The organism is Salinimicrobium sp. TH3 (assembly GCF_026676115.1).
Taxonomy (GTDB): domain Bacteria; phylum Bacteroidota; class Bacteroidia; order Flavobacteriales; family Flavobacteriaceae; genus Salinimicrobium.
On record NZ_JAPONB010000001.1, the window covers coordinates 455,306 to 477,500 of the forward strand.

At 42.6% G+C, this 22,195-nt stretch carries 22 protein-coding genes; 10 read left to right on the forward strand and 12 right to left on the reverse strand.

Going from position 1 to position 22,195, the window contains the following annotated elements; genetic code table 11:
* Positions 1 to 7: 7 nt before the first annotated feature.
* Complete coding sequence (locus OU683_RS01935; protein WP_268134606.1) at positions 8 to 523, reverse strand: gamma carbonic anhydrase family protein; 516 nt, start codon at positions 521 to 523, stop codon at positions 8 to 10.
* 137 nt (positions 524 to 660) lie between these two features.
* On the opposite strand from OU683_RS01935, the gene OU683_RS01940 reads away from it, so the two are divergent.
* A complete protein-coding gene (locus tag OU683_RS01940) occupies positions 661 to 1,287 on the forward strand; it encodes a DUF4403 family protein (protein WP_268134608.1) in 627 nt (208 codons plus the stop codon).
* Between the two features lie 72 nt (positions 1,288 to 1,359).
* Here OU683_RS01940 and OU683_RS01945 read toward each other — a convergent pair whose 3' ends face one another.
* Positions 1,360 to 1,869, reverse strand: coding sequence for a hypothetical protein (locus tag OU683_RS01945; protein WP_268134610.1), 510 nt, complete (start codon positions 1,867 to 1,869; stop codon positions 1,360 to 1,362).
* A 189-nt stretch (positions 1,870 to 2,058) separates the two neighbouring features.
* Between OU683_RS01945 and era the strand changes: the two genes are divergently transcribed.
* Together era and der are read left to right on the forward strand one after the other, a co-directional pair.
* On the forward strand, positions 2,059 to 2,949 hold the full coding sequence (era, locus tag OU683_RS01950) for a GTPase Era (protein ID WP_228914296.1): 891 nt from the start codon (positions 2,059 to 2,061) through the stop codon (positions 2,947 to 2,949).
* Positions 2,950 to 3,113: 164 nt separating this feature from the next.
* A complete protein-coding gene (der, locus tag OU683_RS01955) occupies positions 3,114 to 4,418 on the forward strand; it encodes a ribosome biogenesis GTPase Der (RefSeq protein WP_268134613.1) in 1,305 nt (434 codons plus the stop codon).
* Positions 4,419 to 4,677: 259 nt separating this feature from the next.
* Here der and OU683_RS01960 read toward each other — a convergent pair whose 3' ends face one another.
* The 5 genes from OU683_RS01960 to OU683_RS01980 are packed head-to-tail and all read right to left on the reverse strand — an operon-like array spanning position 4,678 to position 7,825.
* Positions 4,678 to 5,472 carry a TPM domain-containing protein gene (locus OU683_RS01960; protein ID WP_268134615.1) on the reverse strand — a complete coding sequence of 265 codons (795 nt, stop codon included), beginning with the start codon at positions 5,470 to 5,472 and terminating at the stop codon, positions 4,678 to 4,680.
* The gene (locus tag OU683_RS01965) at positions 5,472 to 5,906 is read right to left on the reverse strand and encodes a TPM domain-containing protein (RefSeq protein WP_268134617.1); all 435 of its coding nucleotides are present in this window, start codon (positions 5,904 to 5,906) and stop codon (positions 5,472 to 5,474) included. Before OU683_RS01965 ends, OU683_RS01960 begins: the two co-directional genes overlap by 1 nt.
* Before the next feature lie 11 nt (positions 5,907 to 5,917).
* Entirely contained in the window at positions 5,918 to 6,514 is a 597-nt protein-coding gene (locus tag OU683_RS01970; RefSeq protein ID WP_268134619.1) for a LemA family protein, read from the reverse strand.
* Between the two features lies 1 nt (position 6,515).
* Positions 6,516 to 6,848 (reverse strand): MerR family transcriptional regulator, encoded by a 333-nt coding sequence (locus OU683_RS01975; RefSeq protein ID WP_268134621.1) that lies wholly within the window; start codon positions 6,846 to 6,848, stop codon positions 6,516 to 6,518.
* Positions 6,848 to 7,825, reverse strand: coding sequence for a M23 family metallopeptidase (locus tag OU683_RS01980; RefSeq protein ID WP_268134623.1), 978 nt, complete (start codon positions 7,823 to 7,825; stop codon positions 6,848 to 6,850). The genes OU683_RS01975 and OU683_RS01980 overlap by 1 nt, the downstream gene beginning before the upstream one ends.
* A 125-nt stretch (positions 7,826 to 7,950) precedes the next feature.
* Here OU683_RS01980 and alaS point away from each other — a divergent pair, with 125 nt between their 5' ends.
* From alaS to OU683_RS01995, 3 genes are all read left to right on the forward strand, one after another.
* Positions 7,951 to 10,563 (forward strand): alanine--tRNA ligase, encoded by a 2,613-nt coding sequence (alaS, locus tag OU683_RS01985; RefSeq protein ID WP_268134625.1) that lies wholly within the window; start codon positions 7,951 to 7,953, stop codon positions 10,561 to 10,563.
* Between the two features lie 149 nt (positions 10,564 to 10,712).
* Positions 10,713 to 11,651, forward strand: a complete 939-nt coding sequence (locus OU683_RS01990; RefSeq protein ID WP_268134627.1) for a GSCFA domain-containing protein — start codon at positions 10,713 to 10,715, stop codon at positions 11,649 to 11,651.
* A gap of 57 nt (positions 11,652 to 11,708) precedes the next feature.
* Positions 11,709 to 12,326 carry a DUF4230 domain-containing protein gene (locus OU683_RS01995; protein WP_268134629.1) on the forward strand — a complete coding sequence of 206 codons (618 nt, stop codon included), beginning with the start codon at positions 11,709 to 11,711 and terminating at the stop codon, positions 12,324 to 12,326.
* On the opposite strand, the gene OU683_RS02000 is transcribed toward OU683_RS01995, so the two are convergent.
* From OU683_RS02000 to OU683_RS02015, 4 genes are all read right to left on the reverse strand, one after another.
* Positions 12,327 to 14,084: an aromatic amino acid hydroxylase gene (locus OU683_RS02000; RefSeq protein WP_228914306.1), complete on the reverse strand. Its 1,758-nt coding sequence runs from the start codon at positions 14,082 to 14,084 to the stop codon at positions 12,327 to 12,329.
* Positions 14,085 to 14,228: 144 nt separating this feature from the next.
* Positions 14,229 to 14,765, reverse strand: coding sequence for a DUF4136 domain-containing protein (locus OU683_RS02005; RefSeq protein ID WP_228914307.1), 537 nt, complete (start codon positions 14,763 to 14,765; stop codon positions 14,229 to 14,231).
* 18 nt (positions 14,766 to 14,783) lie between these two features.
* The gene (hutU, locus tag OU683_RS02010; RefSeq protein ID WP_268134632.1) at positions 14,784 to 16,844 is read right to left on the reverse strand and encodes a urocanate hydratase; all 2,061 of its coding nucleotides are present in this window, start codon (positions 16,842 to 16,844) and stop codon (positions 14,784 to 14,786) included.
* Positions 16,845 to 16,850: 6 nt separating this feature from the next.
* Positions 16,851 to 17,024, reverse strand: a complete 174-nt coding sequence (locus tag OU683_RS02015; protein ID WP_169578534.1) for a C1orf53 family protein — start codon at positions 17,022 to 17,024, stop codon at positions 16,851 to 16,853.
* A gap of 141 nt (positions 17,025 to 17,165) precedes the next feature.
* Between OU683_RS02015 and OU683_RS02020 the strand changes: the two genes are divergently transcribed.
* Entirely contained in the window at positions 17,166 to 17,384 is a 219-nt protein-coding gene (locus OU683_RS02020) for a hypothetical protein (RefSeq protein WP_326493539.1), read from the forward strand.
* A 17-nt stretch (positions 17,385 to 17,401) separates the two neighbouring features.
* Here OU683_RS02020 and OU683_RS02025 read toward each other — a convergent pair whose 3' ends face one another.
* Positions 17,402 to 18,769 carry an FAD-containing oxidoreductase gene (locus tag OU683_RS02025; RefSeq protein WP_268134637.1) on the reverse strand — a complete coding sequence of 456 codons (1,368 nt, stop codon included), beginning with the start codon at positions 18,767 to 18,769 and terminating at the stop codon, positions 17,402 to 17,404.
* A gap of 197 nt (positions 18,770 to 18,966) precedes the next feature.
* Here OU683_RS02025 and OU683_RS02030 point away from each other — a divergent pair, with 197 nt between their 5' ends.
* Genes OU683_RS02030 through hemL form a run of 3 tightly spaced genes read left to right on the forward strand, consistent with a single transcriptional unit; the run spans position 18,967 to position 22,009 of the window.
* A complete protein-coding gene (locus tag OU683_RS02030) occupies positions 18,967 to 19,905 on the forward strand; it encodes a 1-aminocyclopropane-1-carboxylate deaminase/D-cysteine desulfhydrase (RefSeq protein ID WP_268134639.1) in 939 nt (312 codons plus the stop codon).
* Between the two features lies 1 nt (position 19,906).
* Positions 19,907 to 20,710 carry a glucosaminidase domain-containing protein gene (locus OU683_RS02035; RefSeq protein ID WP_268134641.1) on the forward strand — a complete coding sequence of 268 codons (804 nt, stop codon included), beginning with the start codon at positions 19,907 to 19,909 and terminating at the stop codon, positions 20,708 to 20,710.
* A gap of 9 nt (positions 20,711 to 20,719) precedes the next feature.
* On the forward strand, positions 20,720 to 22,009 hold the full coding sequence (gene hemL / locus OU683_RS02040) for a glutamate-1-semialdehyde 2,1-aminomutase (RefSeq protein ID WP_268134643.1): 1,290 nt from the start codon (positions 20,720 to 20,722) through the stop codon (positions 22,007 to 22,009).
* The last annotated feature ends 186 nt before the right edge of the window (positions 22,010 to 22,195 follow it).

The window sequence follows — 22,195 nt, forward strand, 5'->3', positions numbered from 1 at the left end:
AAACTAGCTATTCTTCCCGAAACCATTTGCTATACATGATATAGTTCGCAGCAGTTTTCTTAAGGTTTTCAATCTGGGCTTCAGATAATTTCTTAATCTTTTTTGCGGGAATTCCTGCGTAAATATGGCCCGCCTCACAAATTGTTTTTTCCAGAACCACAGCTCCTGCAGCAATAATACAGTCTTCCTCAACTACTGCGTCATCCATTACAATTGCTCCCATTCCCACCAATGCCCTGTCTTTTATACTGCAGCCATGTACTATTGCTCTGTGTCCAATTGAAACATCATTTCCTATACTGGTACCTGCTTTTTTATAAGTGCAGTGTATAACAGCTCCATCCTGGATGTTTGTTCGGTCTCCTATTTGGATGGAATTCACATCCCCACGTACTACGGCTGTAAACCAGATTGAACAATTTTTTCCAATGATAACATCTCCTACTATTGTTGCATTTTCGGCAATAAAGCAATTATCGCCTATTTGAGGATGTTTATCTTCTACGGGAAGGATAAGAGGCATAAGAATATTCTTTTGTTCTGTAAAAATACAAAAGGCATAGTTCCTTTCATTGTTCTATGACAAATTTTACCCCTTCCGGATAGAGTTGACTGGAAAAACAAAAATGACTATCTTTTAATTTTAAGGAACCAGAAATTATGGAGGAAAAAAGTCCTGAAAATAAGTATAATGTGATCCTGCGCCTACCTGTGAAAATTAATTATAAGGTGCTGGAAATCTATCTTCAGAAGAAATTACTTGGAAAAGTTCTAAGTAAGGGAAAAGCAAATGGCCAAACCGCCGACCATGCCCGTATACAGAAGATTAATCTTGAACGAAGCCATTTAGAAGACTTTGATCTTGCAGTACATGTGCAGTTAAGGCTGCTTACTACTTTTTTTAAAAACAGGGAAATTTCTGCTGTTGCACATCTTTCTTTGGGATTTCAGGAAGCAGAGCAGGAGTTACTAATTAGACGATTTAAAGTGGAGAGTGAAAACAACGGGTGGGTAATAAATAACCTGGTGGAAATGCTTATCAATAATTTTTTATACTCCAGGCTTAAAGAGAAAATGAAATTTGACATTCGACCAATAGTTTCTAAAAAATTAGAGAAACTTAATGAAAAACTTACCGGTGCACTGCAGGTGACAGAAGGGGTAAATATTACAGGTAAGATTAATGAATTCAAGGTTCAGGACATAATTCCGGGTCAGAGGACTTTACTCGTTTCGGTTCAGGTACTGGGGAATAACGTTTTGAATATTAACAGCATTGATATTTAAAGCAAAAAAAAAATCCCATAATACCTTTTTCAAGGACTATGGGAATAAATAATTTTTCAGGATTTATTTTTCCTAGGCTGAGGGCTGCTGTTCGACTTCCCTGTTGCTGTCAATAAGATTTTTCCGAATTTCGTCGTGCTTATTCATCATTTCTTCATGTTCACTCCGTATGGTGCTGTGCTCATCCATTATGGTTTGATGCACCTCTTTCATTTTTGAGATCTGGGCTTTCATTTCTGAGCTGCTCAGGTTTCCGAAGTTATCCTTTAGGTCTTTATGGCCCTGCATTAATTCTTCATGACCGGCTAACAAGCCTTCATGCTTTTTAATGATAACTTGATTTTGCGCCATTTGATCATAATAGGTAGAATCTGAAACCTGTAAAGTGTCCAGCTGCTGCATAAGCTCATTGTGGCTCTGCTGCATTCTTTGATGAGTGGCCTGGAACTCTGCATGAACTTGTGCAATACTATCGTTCTGTGCCATTAATTCATCAAACTCTTTGGATAAACTTTCTTTTTCATTGTCACCACAAGAAGCTAAAAGTCCCATGGTAAAAACTAAAATCATAAATTTTTTCATTATATTTTCTTTTTGGTAGTTATTCCCTTCAAAAATACAAAAGCGAACCTCTACTAGTTATAATTATCTGTTAAAAGGATTTAGAGAGGATATTGAAGATTAAAAATGCAATTCTATATAATGACCGGAAACCATATAGGAGGTTTCCTGCTGTTATAAATGAGTATCTTTGCAAAGAAAAATTGAATTATGGCGCATAAAGCAGGATTTGTAAATATAATAGGTAACCCTAACGTTGGGAAATCTACCCTAATGAACGCCTTTGTGGGGGAGAAATTAAGTATCATTACTTCCAAGGCGCAAACCACCCGGCACCGCATTCTTGGTATCGTAAATGGAGAAGACTTCCAGGTCATCCTAAGCGACACCCCCGGTATTATTAAACCCGCCTATCAACTTCAGGAGTCGATGATGGATTTCGTCAAATCTGCTTTTGAAGATGCAGATGTTTTGATCTATATGGTGGAGATTGGAGAACAGGAACTTAAAGATGAATCCTTTTTCAACAAGATTATCCATTCAGAAATCCCTGTTTTATTACTTCTGAATAAAATAGATAAATCGAACCAGCAACAACTTGAAGAGCAAGTCCAGCTTTGGCAGGAAAAAGTTCCGAATGCCGAAATATTTCCTGTTTCTGCACTGGAAGGTTTCAATGTGCCGCAGGTTTTCAATAGAATTGTGGAACTTTTACCGGAGTCGCCTCCGTTCTATCCAAAAGATACACTTACAGATAAGCCCGAACGCTTTTTTGTCAATGAGATCGTAAGGGAAAAGATCCTTATGCACTACAAAAAGGAAATTCCTTACAGCGTGGAGATCGATACAGAAGAGTTTTTTGAAGAGGAAGAGATCATTCGTATGCGTAGTGTGATCATGGTCGAAAGGGAAACCCAAAAAGGAATTATTATTGGCCATAAAGGCGCCGCATTAAAAAGAGTGGGAGTAGAGGCGCGCAAGGATCTTGAAAAATTCTTTGGAAAACAGGTGCACCTTGAATTATATGTGAAGGTGAACAAGAACTGGAGAAGTGATTCAAAACAGTTGCGTCGCTTTGGTTATTCAGGGGATAAGAAGTAAATTTTAAATTCTGTTGGTAGCAAAGGTCAATCTCGACCACATTTTATTTTTTGCAAAATTTAAAAAACATTTATCTCTGTTATTCCTGAAAATTAGGCAGGTATAAGTGCCGGGCAATTGTTTTAAATGCCCTAATTTTGCAGCCTTATTAAGAAAATTTTATTATGAGTAGTATAGTAGCCATTGTAGGTAGGCCTAACGTTGGTAAATCCACATTTTTTAACCGGTTGATTCAGCGCCGGGAAGCCATCGTAGACTCAGTGAGCGGAGTAACCCGCGACCGTCATTATGGGAAAACCGACTGGAATGGCCGTTATTTTTCTGTAATTGATACTGGGGGATATGTCCTGGGGAGTGATGATGTTTTTGAAGCCGAAATTGATAAGCAGGTAGAACTTGCCATTGGAGAAGCCGATGCCATTATCTTTATGGTTGATGTGGAATCAGGAGTTACTCCTATGGATGAAGATGTAGCGCAGCTCCTGCGGAAGGTAAATAAACCTGTTTTCCTTGCTGTAAACAAGGTAGATAATGGAAAAAGATTGGAAAATGCGGTGGAATTCTATTCCCTGGGATTGGGCGAATATTTTCCAATAGCCAGTACCAGCGGAAGTGGTACCGGGGAATTGTTAGATGCTTTGGTAGAAGCTCTCCCCGAAGATACCCGTCCCGAAGAAGCCGAATTACCACGTTTCGCGGTGGTTGGTCGTCCCAATGCAGGAAAGTCTTCTTTTATCAATGCATTGATTGGGGAAGATCGATACATCGTGACAGATATTGCCGGAACTACCCGGGACTCGATCGATACAAAATACAACCGTTTTGGTTTTGAATTTAACCTTGTAGATACTGCCGGTATACGCCGCAAATCCAAGGTTAAAGAAGATCTGGAGTTTTACTCTGTGATGCGTTCTGTACGGGCTATAGAACATTGCGATGTATGTTTGATTGTGATGGATGCCACCCGTGGGTTCGATGGACAGGTGCAGAATATTTTCTGGCTGGCGCAGCGTAACCGTAAAGGTATCGTGATACTGGTGAATAAATGGGATCTTCTGGAAAAAGAGACCAACACTATGAAAGAATACGAGGCGAAAATTCGCCTTGAAATGGAACCTTTCACAGATGTGCCTATTGTTTTTATTTCGGTGCTCACAAAACAGCGAATTTTCAAAGCGATAGAAACTGCTGTGGAAGTTTATAAAAACAGGAGCAAAAAGATCAAAACCAGCGAACTTAATGAGGTGATGCTTCCTATCATGGAAGCTTATCCACCGCCGGCTTACAAAGGGAAATACGTGAAGATCAAGTTCTGTATGCAATTACCTACCCCGCAGCCCCAATTCGCTTTTTTCTGTAATTTACCACAGTATGTAAAGGATCCTTATAAGAGATTCCTGGAAAATAAATTGAGAGAGAAATTTGACTTCACAGGTGTGCCTGTTTCCGTCTACTTCAGGAAAAAATAAGGTAAAGGTGTAACTTTAGACCTTTTAAAATTCTAATAAGTGCTGTTACCTAAAGTAGCAGCACTTTTTTTTTAATCTATTTTTGCCAGAAAACATTAAAACCCTGGATTGAAAATAGAAATCTGGTGTCTGAAAGTACCGGTTCAATTGAACTTATATTCCGAAAAATAGGGAAAATTAGCACTCCGGGAATTAACGCTTTCAATTTCCTGCCTGCAAAAACTGCCCACTGGAATACTGAATACAGCCTACTTCCGGACTACCATCCTCCTCCGGCACCGCCGCCGCCAAAGCCGCCGCCGCCGAAACCTCCTCCGAAGCCTCCGCCACCGCCAAAGCCTCCGCCTCCACCACCAAAGCTGCCGCCGCCGAATCCGCCGCGACCAAGGCTGCTTAGAACCAATATATCAAGGAGTCCGCCGCCACGACGATATCCGCCCCGGCCGCCACCTCTTTTATTTCGGGAGCTAAGGATGATAATAAAAACAACAAAGATGAGGGCAAGAATAATAAAGCGCGAGGAGGATCCTCCTCCCGAAGCTGGTCTCGAACCTTCATAAGTTCCGTTAAGGACCTGGAAAATAGCACTTGTTCCTACATCAAGACCTGCGTAGTAATTTCCCTCTCTAAATCGCGGCAGAATAATGTTCTGCACGATCTCGTGGGAAAGGGCATCGGTAAGATAGGGTTCTATCCCGTAACCGGTTTGTATCTGTATTAATCGATCTCCTTCAGAAAGGAGGATGAAGATCCCGTTATCTTCTTTTTCCTGTCCCACACCCCACTCATGGGCCCATTCGGTTGCATAAGTAGCGATCTCTTCCCCCTGGAGGCTCTCTATAGTAGCTATAACTATCTGGGTGGAGGTAGTATCGGCATAATTGAAAAGCTTTCGTTCCAGCGCCTGTTCTTCCTGGGGTGTGAGTACATCGGCTTCATCATAGACACTCGTCGCCAGAGAAGGCTTTGGCGGGATATCCCTTTGTGCACTGGCAGTAAAACTGAAGGAAGTTAGAAGTATTAAAAAAAGAGAATTCCGAAGTAAATTAATCATTATGTGGATATTTTATTCGAAAGTTCATTCTTATCACCTTCGCTCCATGGAAAATGTTCCTGTAGTTCTTTCCCGGCCATTAGAATTCCGTCTATAAGACCCTGTTTAAAATCACCTTTTTTGAAACTGGAGGCAATGGCATCTTTGGTAGTCTCCCAAAAATCCTTTGGCACAACCTTGTTGATGCCTTTGTCGCCGTAGATCACGAACTGTCGGTCATCAATTGCAACGTAAATGAGCACCCCATTGTCTTCTTTGGTGTTGTCCATCTTAAGTAAATGAAAAACCTCCATAGCACGGTCCCAAATATTTCCTTTACTGGTTTTCTCAATATGCACACGAATCTCTCCAGAAGTACGACTCTCTGCCTTTCTTATGGCTGCTACCACTTCAGCTTCCTGTTCTTCGTTAAGAAATTCTTCTATTTTTGACATTTTTGAAAGTTTTAAAAGTCGAAATCTACATCGGGGGCGTCTTCAGATCCTGCATCTGCTTCATAAAGCGGCATCCTTTCAAATCCATACATACCTACAATAACATTGTTTGGGAATTTTCGAATATAAGTGTTGTAATCCCTCACCTCCTGGTTGTATCTGTTCCTTTCTACATTGATCCTGTTCTCTGTACCTTCAAGCTGGGACTGCAATTGCTGGAAGTTCGACGTTGCACGCAGTTCCGGATATCTTTCAACGGTAACCAATAACCTTGACAAAGCAGAAGATACCTGTCCCTGGGCTTGTTGAAATTGCTGGAGCTGTTCCTGGGTCAAATTATCTGCGTCAACCTGGACAGAGGTCGCATTTGCACGGGCTTCTATAACATCTGTCAGGGTTTCTCTTTCAAAATCTGCAGCTCCTTTCACCGTGTTCACCAGGTTTGGAATAAGATCACTCCGGCGTTGGTATGCACTCTCTACCTGGGACCATGCAGTTTTTGCATTTTCCTGTCTTTCTACAGCAGTATTGTATTTACCCACAGTTAATAAATATATTCCCAACAGTATTGCTCCTATGATCAATACGGGTACAAGCCATTTTTTCATGTTATAGTTCCTTTTTTAAATTGATAAGTGTGGATTTTATATTCTCCAGCTTTCGAATGATTTCAAAGTTAGATAATGTTTTCCGGCTTTTCTCCTCCTTTAGGTGGATTTTAGCACCTTCAAGAGTAAAACCTCTTTCCTTGACCAGGTGATAGATCAATTCCAGGTTCTTAATATCCTCACGGGTAAACTTGCGATTCCCTTTGGCGTTCTTCTTTGGTTTGATCACGTCAAACTCCTTTTCCCAGAACCTTATTAAAGAGGCATTGACACTAAAAGCTGTGGCTACTTCTCCTATAGAGTAATAAAGTTTATCGGGCAGGTCTACATGCATTAATCCAGGGATTGGTTTTCAAGTTGTGCCTGTTCCAGGATCTCATCATATTCGGTAGGAGAAAGATGTCCATAGTAGAAATTGATGGGATTGATCTTCTCATCATCCTTAAAGATCTCATAATGCAGGTGAGGAGCCTGGGAACGCCCGGTGCTTCCTACAAAGCCAATAAGATCTCCCCGCTGGACTTTAGTTCCTCTTCGTACATTGTATTTATATAAATGTGCATAGAGGCTCACATAGCCATAACCGTGATCTATTCTAATGTGGTTCCCGTATCCGCTGGAGCGGTTATCTGCCCGTTCCACCACGCCATCACCCGTTGCATAGACAGGAGTACCACGAGGTGCAGTGAAATCCATTCCATAATGGAATTTTCTCACTTTGGTAAAAGGGTCTGTTCTCCAGCCATAGCCCGAAGCCATTCTTTTAAGATTTTCGTTCTTAACCGGCATAATTGCCGGGATGGAAGCGAGTAGGTTCTCTTTATCATTGGCGAGTTCTACAATTTCATCCAAAGAACGCGATTGTACAACCAGCCTTTTAGTAAGCATGTCCAGCTTTTTATGGCTATCTACTATAAGCTTGGAATTGTTGAAACCTTCCAGGTCTTTATAGCGGTTAATACCTCCAAATCCTGCAAGACGCTGCTCTTCGGGGATTGGGTTGGCCTCAAAATAGAGTCGGTAAATATTATTATCTCTATCTTCAACGTTAGCCAGGACATTTTCAACCTGCTCCATTTTTCGGTTGAGCAGGCTATATTGAAGTTTCATATTTTCAAGTTCCCTGGTAAGCGCTTTTTCCTTGGGGGTTTCCAGCTGGGGAATGTTGAGGTAAATGACCAGTAATATAAAACCTGCGAGAAAGGCTCCAAGTACACTAAGAGCAGCAATTCCCCACCTACGGCTTTTTTTGCGCTCTATCTTTTTATAAGAAAGCGTCTCACTGTCGTAATAATATTTAACCTTAGACATAAGTTAAATTATTCTATTTTTGCGTTACCTATAATGTTGCAAAAACAGTGCAACAATCAGCTTGAGAAACGAACAAATATAAAAATTGTTTTCCCGAAAGCATAATATAAAAATTTTAACTTTTCATGAGATCCCAGGAGATACGTTCTAAATTCCTCGAATTTTTCCAAAGTAAGTCCCACACCATTGTTTCATCGGCACCCATGGTGGTGAAGGATGACCCAACGCTAATGTTTACAAATGCAGGGATGAACCAGTTCAAAGAGTACTTCCTGGGTAATGGGACCCCCGGCAGCAGGCGGATTGCCGATACTCAAAAATGCCTTCGCGTGAGCGGAAAACATAATGATCTGGAGGAAGTTGGAAAGGATACCTATCACCATACCATGTTCGAGATGCTGGGTAACTGGAGTTTTGGGGATTACTTTAAAAAGGAAGCCATAACCTGGGCCTGGGAATTACTTACCGAAGTTTACAAACTAAACAAGGAAGATCTTTATGTTTCAGTTTTTGAAGGCAGCCCCGATGAGGACCTGCCACTGGATAAAGAGGCATTGGATCTTTGGAAACAAATCGTGCCCGAGGAGCGCATCATCTACGGAAATAAAAAGGATAATTTCTGGGAAATGGGCGACCAGGGGCCTTGTGGACCTTCTTCCGAAATTCATATTGACCTAAGGTCTCCTGAAGAGAAGGCAAAAACACCCGGAAGAGATCTTGTAAATAATGATCACCCCTTGGTAGTGGAGATCTGGAATCTGGTTTTTATCCAGTTCAACCGAAAAGCCGATGGTTCCCTTGAAAAACTACCTGAGAGCCATGTGGACACAGGAATGGGATTTGAGCGACTTTGTATGGCGCTGCAGGGAGTAAAATCAAATTACGATACAGATGTTTTCACCCCGCTCATTAAGAAGATAAGTGAGACCACCAGATCGGAATATGGCAGGGACGAGGAGACAGATATTGCCATTCGTGTAATTGCAGATCACCTGCGCGCAGTTTCTTTCGCAATTGCCGACGGGCAGTTACCCGGTAGTGGCGGTGCGGGTTATGTGATTCGTCGTATCCTGCGCAGGGCAATACGTTATGGATTTACATTCCTAAATCAAAAGGAGCCCTTCGTTTATAAGCTGGTTGAAACTCTTGCATCTCAAATGGGAGAAGCCTTCCCCGAGCTGCGTTCCCAACAAAATTTAATTACCAATGTGATTAGGGAAGAAGAAAATTCCTTTTTACGCACCCTGGATCAGGGTCTTGTGATGCTGGATCAAATCATGGAAGAGAGCAAAGACAAGAATGTTTCAGGAAAAAAGGCTTTTGAACTATACGATACCTACGGATTTCCAATTGACCTTACTGCGCTTATCTTAAGTGAAAAGGGATATAGTCTTGATCAGAAAGGATTTGAGGCAGAACTTCAAAAGCAAAAAGACCGCTCCCGGAATGCATCAAAAGTAACTTCAGGCGACTGGCAGGTGGTGAAGGATGCAGAAACTGAAGGTTTTGTGGGCTATGACAGCCTCGAAGCCGAAGTGGAGATCCTGCGGTTTAGAAAAGTGGAATCCAAAAAAGAAGGTGAGCTTTATCAGCTGGTCTTTAGCAGAACTCCTTTTTATCCCGAAGGCGGTGGCCAGGTAGGGGATAAGGGAGTTCTCGAAGCAAAAAATGGAAGTGTTACTTACATTTTAGACACCCGTAAGGAGAATAATCTTATCATTCACCTCACAAAAGAATTGCCCGAAGATATTACGGGTACTTTTATAGCAAAAGTAAATGTTGCGCAACGGGCAAGGATCGCAGCCAATCACAGCGCCACTCATTTGCTGCACCAGGCTTTAAGGAGTATCCTGGGAACCCATGTGGAGCAAAAAGGTTCTATGGTGCAGAGTGATTATTTGCGATTTGATTTTTCGCACTTCAGCAAAGTAAGTGCCGAGGAACTTCATCAAATAGAGGATTTTGTCAATTCCAGAATTGCAGAAAAACTTCCACTTATCGACAACCGGGAGATGACCTATCAGGAAGCCATAGATGACGGTGCAATTGCTCTTTTTGGAGAGAAATATGGGGACAAGGTTCGGGCAGTTCGCTTTGGAAAATCCATGGAGCTATGTGGAGGAACCCACGTTGGAAACACTTCAGACATCTGGCACTTTAAGATTATTTCTGAAGGCGCGGTCGCATCAGGAATCCGAAGAATTGAAGCGATCACCAATGAAGCTGCCAAAGAATACTTTACTGCACAGACCCAGACCTTCAGCGAGATCAAAGCAGTGCTTAAGAATGCTCAGGATCCCGTAAAGGCTGTGGTGAACCTGCAGGAGGAAAATGCCGAATTGAAGAAACAGATCGAATCCCTGCTTCGCGATAAGGCTAAGAACCTTAAAGGAGATCTAAAAAGCCAGATCAAAGAGATCAACGGAGTAAACTTTTTAGCTCAAAAAGTGGATCTGGATATGGGCGGGATCAAAGATCTTTCCTTCCAGTTAGGAGATGAAATGGAGAATCTATTCCTTCTTTTTGGAGCGCAACAGGACGAAAAAGCAATGCTTTCCTGTTATATTTCCAAAAACCTGGTAGAGGAAAAAGGACTAAATGCCGGAAAAGTAGTGAAAGAATTAGGCCGGTACATACAGGGCGGCGGCGGCGGACAACCTTTCTACGCAACTGCCGGAGGTAAGAATCCTGCAGGACTTAACGAGGCGCTGCAAAAGGCAGAGGAGTTCGTGAAATAAGATATGAAATCAACCCTTTCAGGGTTTCAAACCTTAAAAGGGTTTTATTCATACCTAACTTGCAAGGTCTTTTTCCAAACCTTGTAGGTTTTATTGTAAAAAAGACCTGCAAGGTTTTGGAAACCTTGCAGGTCACCGAAATCAAAAAGATGGAATTTCGTACTCAAGTTCCCATAGCGCCTCAGGAACCAAAAATTGGTTATTCTTCAAAAGTGCTGCTTTTGGGCTCTTGTTTTGTCGAAAATATTGGGAAGAAACTGGATTATTTTAAGTTCCCAAACCTGCTCAATCCCTTCGGAATTTTATTTCATCCCGCAGCCATCCATAACTTCCTGAAAAGGGTAAAATCCCAACACACTTTTACTGAAGCCGACATTTTTTACCACAATGAAGCCTGGCACAGTTATGAAGCCCATTCCGATCTTAATTCGGTAGAAAAACAGGAGATCCTCAACAAGCTGAATGCTGCTGTGGAGGAAACAGCAGGCTTTCTACGGTCAACTACTCATGTTATCATTACACCCGGCACGGCCTGGGGCTACAGGCTTAAAGAATCTGGAGAAATGGTTGCTAATTGCCATAAGGTCCCGCAGTCAAACTTCAGCAAAGAAATAACAGAGGCTCAAAATGCCCTTTTTGAGACAGCAGCAATTGTGAAGGAAATGAATCCAAAAGCACAGGTCATTTTTACGGTCTCTCCTGTGAGGCATTTAAAAGATGGATTTGTGGAAAATCAGCTAAGCAAGGCCAAGTTGATCACAGCGATTCAGGAAATTGTTGCTTCTGAAGATCACTGTGCTTACTTTCCCTCCTATGAGATTATGATGGATGAACTTCGGGATTACCGTTTCTATGCAGAAGACATGGTACACCCAAATAAGATGGCTGTCGATTACATCTGGGAGAAATTTAAGGAGGCATGGATAGCTTTAGAAGCTTCCGAAGTAATGAAGAGAGTGGATACCATTAAAAAAGGGCTTTCACACCGGCCATTTAATGAAGCTTCCGAAGCACATCAAAAATTCCGCAGAGATCTTCAGCAAAAGATGGAAAAACTTGAAAAAGAATATCCTGAAATTAAATTTTGAAGTAAATCTTCACATTTTCTTCAAATAAACCCTTTTTCTAATTCGTATTTTTAGAACATGAAGAAATATTTTCTTGGTGCCCTTGTCGTGTTGATCATCTTTTTGACCTTTCGTTATTGTGAAAACCGGGATGCCGAACGCGACCGCCTGGAAGAGAGCACAGCGTTGATACAGCAGCAGATCAAAAATGTGGGGAAACTGGTAGTGACCGAAGGTACTTTTGCACAGGTCTACACCTACAAGGATACTGAAAAAAGATTCTTTGATGTGCTCCCGGCCCGCAAAAGGGCGCTTATTATTGTCAATGCCAAGGCTACAGTTGCTTATGACCTGAGTAAACTACAAACCGAGGTGGATGTGGAGAATAAAACGGTGCATATCAAGTACATTCCCAAGGAGGAGATCAATATCTATCCAGATATTAAATATTACGACATCACCCAGGACTACCTCAATCAATTCACAGCGGCCGATTATAATAAGATCAAGACCCGGATAAATAAATCCATACGGGAAAAGGTGGAGAAATCTTCCCTAAAATCTAATGCAGAGAACCGGCTCATTAGCGAACTGCAAAAGATCTATATCCTCACCAATACTCTGGGCTGGACCCTTACCTATAATGAACAGGAGTTTGGAACTTCCATCGAAGAAATGCAGGAACTTAAGCTGTAATTATCCTGTAACCAGTTCGGGTTTTACGAGTCCAATCCCATTATCAATTAAATGTGCTACTTCGGGTCTTCGATGTTTTACGTCTTCCAGATGCTCTAACACCTTTGAAGCCAGTTTCTCATCTTTACCGCTTGTCAATTCGAAGATCTCGACGGAAAGCAGCCAGTCTTTAGGATGATATTTTTTCACGAGATCAAAAGCAGCGTCCAATGAAAACTTTGTGTTTTCTCCCTGCCTGATATTTCTTACCGATTTATACAGGGATTCCAGTTCTTCGCGCTCAGGTGTTTTTTTGCTCTTGATGGTGGTGGAAGAAGGGGTGTGGGTGATAAGGTCAAAAGATTTTGCATCTGCAGGTCCTGCAAAAGCTGATATCACTTCTTTTCCTATCGCCATATCATAATTCCCCCATTCAGGTTTAAAAAGTACTTCGTCTTTCCAGGTGACGGTGCAGTTCTTTAAACTTATTAAGATCACCTTTCCCTGTAAATTCCTGGTTCCTGTGATGATCTCACCTTTGACTGTGATGCCGCCTTCAAATTCGAAATTCACCTGCTCTCCTTCATAAATGTCATAGGCGCGAAGGTCGCGGGGGCTCATATCTTCAATGGCGAGGTTTATACCTTTTAATCTTCCCACGGGAGATCCAAAACCATCGGGATGATTCTCTATGCCGTGGCCAACTAACTCTTTCTCTCTTGAAGCAAGGGCAGTTTCTCCCGTAGTTTGGAAATATACCGGCTTTCCGTTTTCTTCGATTACCCGGGTGAATTTTCCGGAAATCTGGATCCCGGTACTAAGTTCTATCGTACCTATGTTTTTTGAATGGATTAGCTTTTGTAAGCCTTCCAATCCGCCAACGCGGAGTGCCATTTTGTTGGCAAACTCTTCCAGGATAAGGCTTAGGTGGGCAAAATCTGGTGTCACATACAGCTGGGGCTGAGGTTTTGTAATATCAAATTCCTGTTGAGCTGCTTCTATGGTGTAAGGTATCTTTTTTACTTTATCGGTCATGCACCAGGTGCTCTCCCCAATGGAGGAAAGGAGGCCGGCCCCATAGATCCTCGGATTTTCGGGGGTTCCTATCAAACCGTATTCCACTGTCCACCAGTGTAGATTTCTTATTTGAGCCATTTCGCTTTGCTCCCGCTGGTCATTTTGTAGCTCCTCAACTCTTTTTTCGGCGGCTGCGATTTCTTCTTCGGGAGTATCTTCGGCTTCTTTAATGATAGAGAGGTGCCTTATAGCTTCGTAGATCTCGTAATCTTTTGCGCTGGAGATCGCCTTACAACCAATTTCTCCAAACCGGCGCAGGTATTCTGCATATTCGGGGTTGGCAATGATGGGTGCATGGCCTGCACCTTCATGGATAATATCGGGTGCCGGGGTATATTCTATATGTTCAAGTTGTCTTATGTCACTTGCAATCACCAAAACATTGAATGCCTGAAATTCCATAAATGCCGCAGGCGGTATAAAACCGTCAACCGCTACTGCAGCCCAGCCAATTTCCTTTAGGATCCTGTTCATCCCATACATGTTGGGGATGTGGTCAATGGAAATTCCCGTTTGTTTAAGTCCATCCAGATAGGAAGAGTGAGCAACCCTGCTAAGGTAATCCACATTCTTGCGCATTACGTATCTCCACACCGCCTGATTTATAGGAGTGTAGTCCTCGTAATTCTGAGGTTTTATGAATTGCTTCAGGTGTGCCGGAAGCCGGTCAATAATTTCGTTCGATTCAAATTTTTGTTCCATGATTGTATCAAAAATGACAGAAATTAAAGATACAAAAATATTGATGATGCAATATTTTGATTTTCAATGAAGTAAGCTTTGCAAAAACAAAAAAAGCCGCTACGGTTTTCACTATAGTGGCTTTTAAAAAGGGGGACTTCAGCATTAATTAAGAGAAGGAGGGTATTTTTCCAGAATTTCTTCTACAATCTCATTTATCCTCTCCTGTTTTCGATCAACTTTACTGGAAAGGGCTGCAGTACCCATTCCCTGCCACACTAATTCTTTCTTTTCTGCATCTACAAGGTCTATATAAAGAGTACCTTCGGTAGTGGAATTGATGGTGTTATGACCTGCACCCCAGTACCATGGATGCCAACCCCAACCATATCCATAGCCATAAGGATTGTTATAAATATTTATATTTTCCTTTGTCTTAGTGAAAATGCTCACCAGCATATCTGGATTATCAGATTTGGTAAAACCTTTTTCCTGCATTTCGTCATCTATGGCTCTTAAAATCCTCTTCTTGTCAAGATCAGAAATTTCTGCTTTGTCAATTCCAGGTTTAAAGAAGGCATAAGTTTGGTACTGTGCAAAATTGGCTTCTTTGTCGTAATCTGTCGCTACACGCACGCTATTACAAGAAGTCATAACCAGTACCATCAGAAGAAGTACCGAAGTAATTTTAATAGCTCTCATACTAATATGGTTTTAAGGTTAAGTGTCCAGGAGACTGTCATCGACCATGTTTGGAAGTGTAACCTTTAAACGCGGTTCTGTTTCCATAGCCCGTTTAATTGCAAAGATAGCTCCTTCATTACGAGCCCAGGATCTACGAGCGATCCCGTTGTTTACATCCCAGAATAACATAGCGTTGAGTCGCCTCTTCGACTCCTTATTACCCTCAAGAACCATACCGAACCCGCCGTTGATCACCTCTCCCCAGCCTACACCTCCGCCATTGTGAATACTCACCCAGGTGGCTCCTCTAAAGCTGTCGCCAATTACATTTTGAATGGCCATATCGGCCGTGAAGCGGGAACCGTCATAGATGTTGGAGGTCTCGCGATAAGGAGAATCTGTTCCCGACACGTCATGATGATCCCTTCCTAAAATCACCATTCCAATTTCCCCTTTTTCAATAGCCTTATTAAAAGCTTTTGCAATTTCGATGCGGCCCTGGGCATCGGCATAAAGTATGCGAGCCTGGGAGCCCACCACCAGTTTGTTGGCTCTTGCTCCTTCAATCCATTTAATATTGTCCTGCATTTGCTGCTGGATTTCATCAGGAGCCTCTTGTTTTAATTTCTTAAGCACCTCGCGGGCAATAGCATCGGTCTTTTCCAGGTCTTCCTCTTTTCCCGAAGCACACACCCAGCGGAATGGTCCAAATCCCAGATCAAAGCACATAGGGCCCATGATATCCTGCACGTAACTTGGATAAGCAAAATCCTTTTCTTCCCCGGCTGAAGTTCCACTTACAAAATTGCCTTTCCCGTCTCTGTATATCTTTGCGCCTGCTCTTGAAGCTTCAAGTAAAAAAGCGTTTCCGTAATCAAAGAAGTAAGTTCCCTTTTTTGTGTGGCAATTGATCGCATCAGTTTGTCTACGAAGGCTTTCCCGCACTTTTTCTTTAAAGCGTTCGGGATCTTTGCTCATCATCTCATTAGCTTCTTCCAGGCTTAGACCTGCAGGATAATAGCCACCCGCCCAGGGATTATGGAGAGAAGTCTGATCGCTGCCCAGATCAATTTGCACATTTTCTTCATCAAACTTTTCCCACACCTCTACCACATTACCCAGGTATGCAAAAGAGATTGTTTTTCCTGCCGCTTTTGCTTCTGTCACCTTTTGCACGAGTAAGTCGAGGTCTTCTACGACTTCATCGACCCATCCCTGGGAATGACGGGTTTCAACAGCTTTTGGATTTACCTCGGCGCACACCGTGATACAGCCGGCAATATTTCCTGCTTTGGGTTGGGCACCGCTCATTCCTCCAAGCCCCGAAGTCACAAATAAAGAACCCTCTCCCAAATTGCCTTTTTTGATACCTGTACCATCGGGTGAAGTGGAAGTTAGGGCTATCTTTCGTAATGCATTTAGCACAGTGATCGTGGTACCATGGACAATTCCCTGTGGCCCAATATACATATAGCTTCCTGCCGTCATTTGTCCGTACTGCGTTACTCCCAGGGCATTAAATCTTTCCCAGTCGTCCTGTTTCGAATAGTTGGGGATCATCATTCCATTGGTGACCACTACGCGTGGGGCATCCTTATGGGAAGGAAAGAGGCCGAGCGGGTGGCCCGAGTTCATGACAAGGGTTTGCTCCCCGGTCATTTCGGCTAAATATTTCATCACCAGCCGGTATTGCGCCCAGTTTTGAAACACTGCTCCGTTTCCGCCGTAAGTGATCAATTCATGGGGATGCTGAGCTACTTTAGGATCCAGGTTGTTCTGGATCATGAGCATGATTCCTTTTGCCTGTTCACATTTTCCGGGATACTCAAAAATTGGACGCGCATACATCTCATAGTCCGGGCGCAGGCGGTACATATAGATCCTTCCGTAGGTTTCAAGTTCGTGACGAAATTCCGGAAGCAGCTCCTCGTGATGCTTTTTATCAAAATACCTAAGTGCGTTGCGCAAGGCCAGTTTCTTCTCTTCGGAAGAGAGAATATCCTTGCGTTTTGGCGCATGATTTACTGCGGAATCAAAATTTTTCGCAGCCGGTAAAGTGTTGGGAATACCTTCTAAAATGGCATTTTTGAAGTCCATATAGAATTATTTTTTCTGTTGGTTGGTTTTCTTATTGAAGCCGTAGGGGCAGTGGCGACAGCCGCTTTCACAGCAGTATCCTCTTTTAAGGTGGTATTGTTCGGTAAAGCAGCGGTAGCCTTCTGGAGTAATATAGAAGTCCCCTTCCTCAAGCGGAATTTTTTTCTTTAAAAAACTCATATTACAAAAATAGCATTTTCTTATCTTGCCCTAATGTTTGTGGTGGTAAATAAATTTATTCTTGCCAAACAATTTGATGGCGTCGTCCTTTGGCCATTTATTGTAATAAAGCGAAAAGAGCTAAGGCGTAATTCAGTTTTTATGAATCACGAGCGAATACACCTCAAGCAACAGCTGGAGCTGCTTATCATATTCTTTTTTATCTGGTACTTTTTCGAATATTTTATAAGACTTATTAAGTACCGGGATTCCTACAAGGCCTATAACAGGATTTGTTTTGAACGGGAAGCCTATGCCAACGAAAAAAACCTTAAATACCTGGAGAAAAGATCATTCTGGGGATTTCGACATTACCTCTAGTGGGTTGATATTCGGGACTAGAGATCCCTTAGTTCTTCAAGCATAGTAGGAATTAGTTCACTTACCGTAGGATGTATGTGAATTGCATCTCTTATTACTTTGTAAGAAGCTCCTGCATACATCTGGTCGATGACCGTGTGGATGATCTCGTCTGCTCCGGTTCCCAAAAATGTTGCACCAAGGATCTTTTCGCTTTCTGCATCAATAAACACCTTCATTTTTCCTAAAGTCTCCCCTTTCTCCTTTGCCCTGGCCACATGTTTCATAGGTATTTCTGCCACTTTCGCTTTTATACCCTTTTCCTTTATTTGAGTTTCATTCATTCCTACCCGGGCCAGTGGCGGGTCAATAAAGGCGGCATAGCAAACAAACCGGTCAGAAAGGGATCTTTTCCTTTCCTCAAATAACTGGGAATTTACAATTTGAAAGTCGTTGTAGGCGGTGTGGGTGAAGGCTCCTTCTCCATTGCAGTCCCCCAGAGCCCAAATGTGGGGCACAGAAGTTTGTAGTTGATCATTTACCTTAATGTATCCGCGTTTATCCATTTGCACTCCCGTATGTTCCAGGCCCAGACCATCTGTATTAGGTACTCTTCCCACCGCCAGCAACAAATGGTTGGTTTGGATCTTTTTTGCTCCTTCTTCACAGTCATAGGTTACTTCAATGCATCTTTTTTCTGTGGTGGCTTTGATGCAGTCTGAATTTAGTAGCACCTTGATCCCGCTGGTTTCAAGGATCTCTGTTATAACTGCGGCAATATCTTCGTCTTCTTTTTTCATGAGCCTTGGTCCCCGCTCCAGTATGGTCACTTTGCTTCCAAAGCGGCTAAACATCTGGCTAAATTCCAAACCAATATATCCTCCTCCCACAATGACCAGCTCTGCAGGCACCTCTTCAAGTTCAAGCATACTCCGGTTGGTTAAATAATTCACGTCTTTAAAATCTTTAGGGACGTTAGGCCTGGCGCCAACATTGATAAAGATCTTTTCTGCAGTAAGCTTTTCGCCATTTACCTCAATTGTTTTATTGTCCACAAAGACCGCTTTACCACGAATAAGAATTATGTTTTCTTCATTCTCAAACTGCTTTTGTAGTCCGGCATGTGAATCTGAGATCAAATCATCCTTGCGGGCCCTGATTTTTTTAAGATCTACTTTTACTTCACCCTCGACACTTATCCCCAGATCCCGGCTATTCTTTGCCACAAAAGCTCTCCTTGCAGCAGCGACATAAGCTTTGGTAGGAGTACATCCTGTATTGACGCAGGTGCCGCCCAGGTCATCTTTTTCAATGATCGCCGTTTTAAAACCATTTTTGGCGAGACTGGAAGCCAGGGGAGGTCCTGCCTGGCCTGTGCCTATAATTATTGCATCAAATGTTTTCATCTGTCTGTATTTCTTTTGCTCATCTTTGTTTCTTCTAAAGGAAATCGACTGTAAAAGTTGATTTTAGAAATTATAGATTCTTTTTGAGAAACTGAGCTTTCTTTCTTATAATTAGTTCTTAATATTTGAACCAGAATTATAAAAACCTGAATGCCGAAGATCATTCAGCGATAGAAAGGACTATTATCCCCTGCCAAATGAATAATACAGAAAATGTATTTTATGCACCTCCCAAGATCCCCAATCAGTTTATAGCTGAAGTCAATGGAGTTTCCATTTATCTAAAGAGGGAGGATCTTCTGCATCCCCAGGTTTCGGGTAATAAATTCCGCAAACTTAAATACAACCTGGCTGAAGCTGCCTCTCAAAAAAGGCAAATCCTGCTCACTTTTGGGGGCGCGTATTCCAATCATATTGCAGCCACCGCTGCTGCAGGGAAACTTTCGGGCTTTAAAACAATAGGGGTAATTAGGGGAGAAGAACTTGGGAAAGACCTGGAAAAGACACTCCGCGAGAATGCTACGCTTAGGTTCGCTCATTCCTGCGGAATGCAGTTGCATTTCGTAAGCCGTAGTGACTACCGGGAAAAAGCTTCCGAAGAATTTTTAAAAGAGCTGCAGGAGAAATTTGGCGAGTTCTATCTTGTACCCGAAGGAGGCACCAATGAACTGGCCGTAAAAGGCTGTGAGGAAATATTAACTCCTAAAGATGCTGAATTTGACGTGATTTGTTGTGCCATTGGGACTGGAGGAACCATCAGCGGATTAATAAATTCTTCTGAAGAGCATCAGCAAATCCTGGGCTTCCCCGCCCTAAAAGGCGACTTTCTTAAGCCGGAAATAGAGCGCTTAAGCAAAAAAAATAACTGGAAGATTATACCAGATTATCATTTTGGAGGTTATGCTAAAGTGGATGAAAAGCTCATTGACTTCATCAATAACTTCCGAAGGAAGTATGGGGTGCAATTAGATCCTGTTTACACAGGAAAACTTATGTACGGTATCTTTGATCTCGCACAGACTGGATATTTTCTGAAAAATACTCGTATTTTAGCCATTCATACAGGCGGAATTCAGGGAATTCCCGGTATGAATAAGGTGTTAAAAATGAGAAATTTACCTCCAATTTTGACCTAGTATGAAAGTCGCATTTAAAATTTTTACACTTGTACTTCTCACTTTCACAGTTTCCTGTGGAACAAGTAAGAAAGCTTCCAAAGGGGGAGAGGTCACCAGTAAAGAACATAGGACTAACGGGGAGAGACCGGCTGGCAGGCTTCCTGCGCCCACTCCCGGGACCTACCAGGATAAGGTGGCAAGGTATATTGAGCTATACGCACCCATGGCACAGGAGGAGATGGAACTTTATAAAATTCCTGCCAGTATTACCCTTGCCCAGGGCATTCTGGAATCGGGTGCCGGGGAGGGGGAATTAACCCGCAGGGCAAATAACCATTTTGGAATAAAATGCCATGGCTGGACCGGGGGGAAGGTATATCATGATGATGACCGGTCACAGGAATGTTTCAGAAAATATAAGGACCCCAAATATTCTTTTAGGGATCATTCCCTTTTCCTTGCCGAAAGAAAACGGTATGCTGCACTTTTTGAGCTTGACCCCTACGATTACAAAGGCTGGGCTCACGGCCTTAGGGCTGCAGGTTACGCGACAGACAGGCGGTACCCCGAGAAGCTCATTAGCATTATAGAAAGATATCAACTCCATTTGTACGATGGCGATACTCCTGCGAGACAGGTGGTTGTTTATACAGAATCGACCACGTCGGGCAATTCTGGAGGCCGGGCTTATACCGTACAGCAGGGGGATACCTTATATTCTATTGCAAAAAGGCACAACCTAAGCGTTGAACAGTTACAAAAAATAAATAATCTTAAAGGCACTAATATTGGCATTGGCCAGACTCTTCTAGTGACTCCTTAAAACAATATTATGATCTACAAAAGAAGCAGCGAGTTGTTCACTGCAGCTAAAAAAGTTATACCCGGTGGGGTAAATTCCCCTGTACGGGCATTTTCTGCCGTTGGCGGGGAACCAATTTTCATTAAAGAAGCGAAAGGGGCTTATATTTATGATGAGGACGGGAATAAGTATATTGATTATATCAACTCCTGGGGGCCTCTTATTTTAGGTCATGCCTTTGAACCGGTAGTTAATGCGGTAGTAGAAAAGGCGAGAAAGGGAACCTCTTTTGGAACCCCGACAGAACTGGAAACCACTATTGCAGAACTTGCTGTTTCCATGGTTCCGAATATCGACAAGATACGTATGGTAAATTCGGGTACCGAGGCTACCATGAGCGCCGTACGTCTTGCCCGCGGCTTTAAGGATCGTGATAAGATCATCAAGTTTGCAGGCTGCTATCATGGGCATAGTGATTCGTTTTTGATCCAGGCGGGCAGTGGGGCAGTGACTTTTGGAACGCCTAACAGTCCCGGGGTAACCAAAGGAACTGCTAAGGACACCTTGCTGGCTACTTTTAATGACCTCGAAAATGTGAAGCAACTGCTGGAATCAAATAAAGGGGAAGTAGCCTGTATTATTCTTGAACCGGTTGCGGGAAATATGGGATGTATCCCTCCAAAAAAGGGATTTTTGGAAGGTCTTCGCCAGCTGTGTGATGAACATGATGTACTGCTTATTTTTGATGAGGTAATGACCGGTTTCCGTCTTGCAAAAGGTGGTGCACAGGAGCTTTACGGAATAAACGCAGATATCGTTTGCTTCGGAAAGGTAATTGGCGGCGGACTACCCGTGGGAGCTTTTGCTGCCCGAAATGAGATTATGGATTATCTTGCGCCTGTAGGACCTGTTTACCAGGCAGGAACCCTTAGCGGAAATCCTCTTGCAATGGCTGCAGGACTTGCAATGCTGCAGGAACTTAACAGTGATAACGAGATCTACGAGCGTTTAAATGAAAAAACTGCCTACCTGCATAAAGGCATTAAAAATGTGCTTAACCGCAACGAGGTGGCACACACCATTAACAGGAAGGGATCAATGATCTCTATCCATTTTGGAGAAGAACCGGTAACCGATTTTGCCTCTGCAGCAAGATCTGCCGGGAATGGAAAGTTCAATAAATTCTTTCACGGTTTACTTGATCACGGAGTCTATATCGCACCAAGTGCTTTTGAAACCTGGTTCATTACAGATGCTTTGACTTATAAAGATCTTGATGCTACAATAGAAGCCGTGCACCAGGTGTCGAAGGAGTTGTAAGTTAAGATATCAACCCTTTCAGGGCTCCAAACCCAGAAAGGGTTCTAATAATTATTAACCTCACAGATTTTTAAAATCTGTGAGGTTTTAACTTTTAAAACATGCCGCACTTCAGGCGCTCTGTTGAGTCCTTTAGACATTTCTATAAACATGTCGCTCCTCCGGAGCTTGATTAATTACAAATCA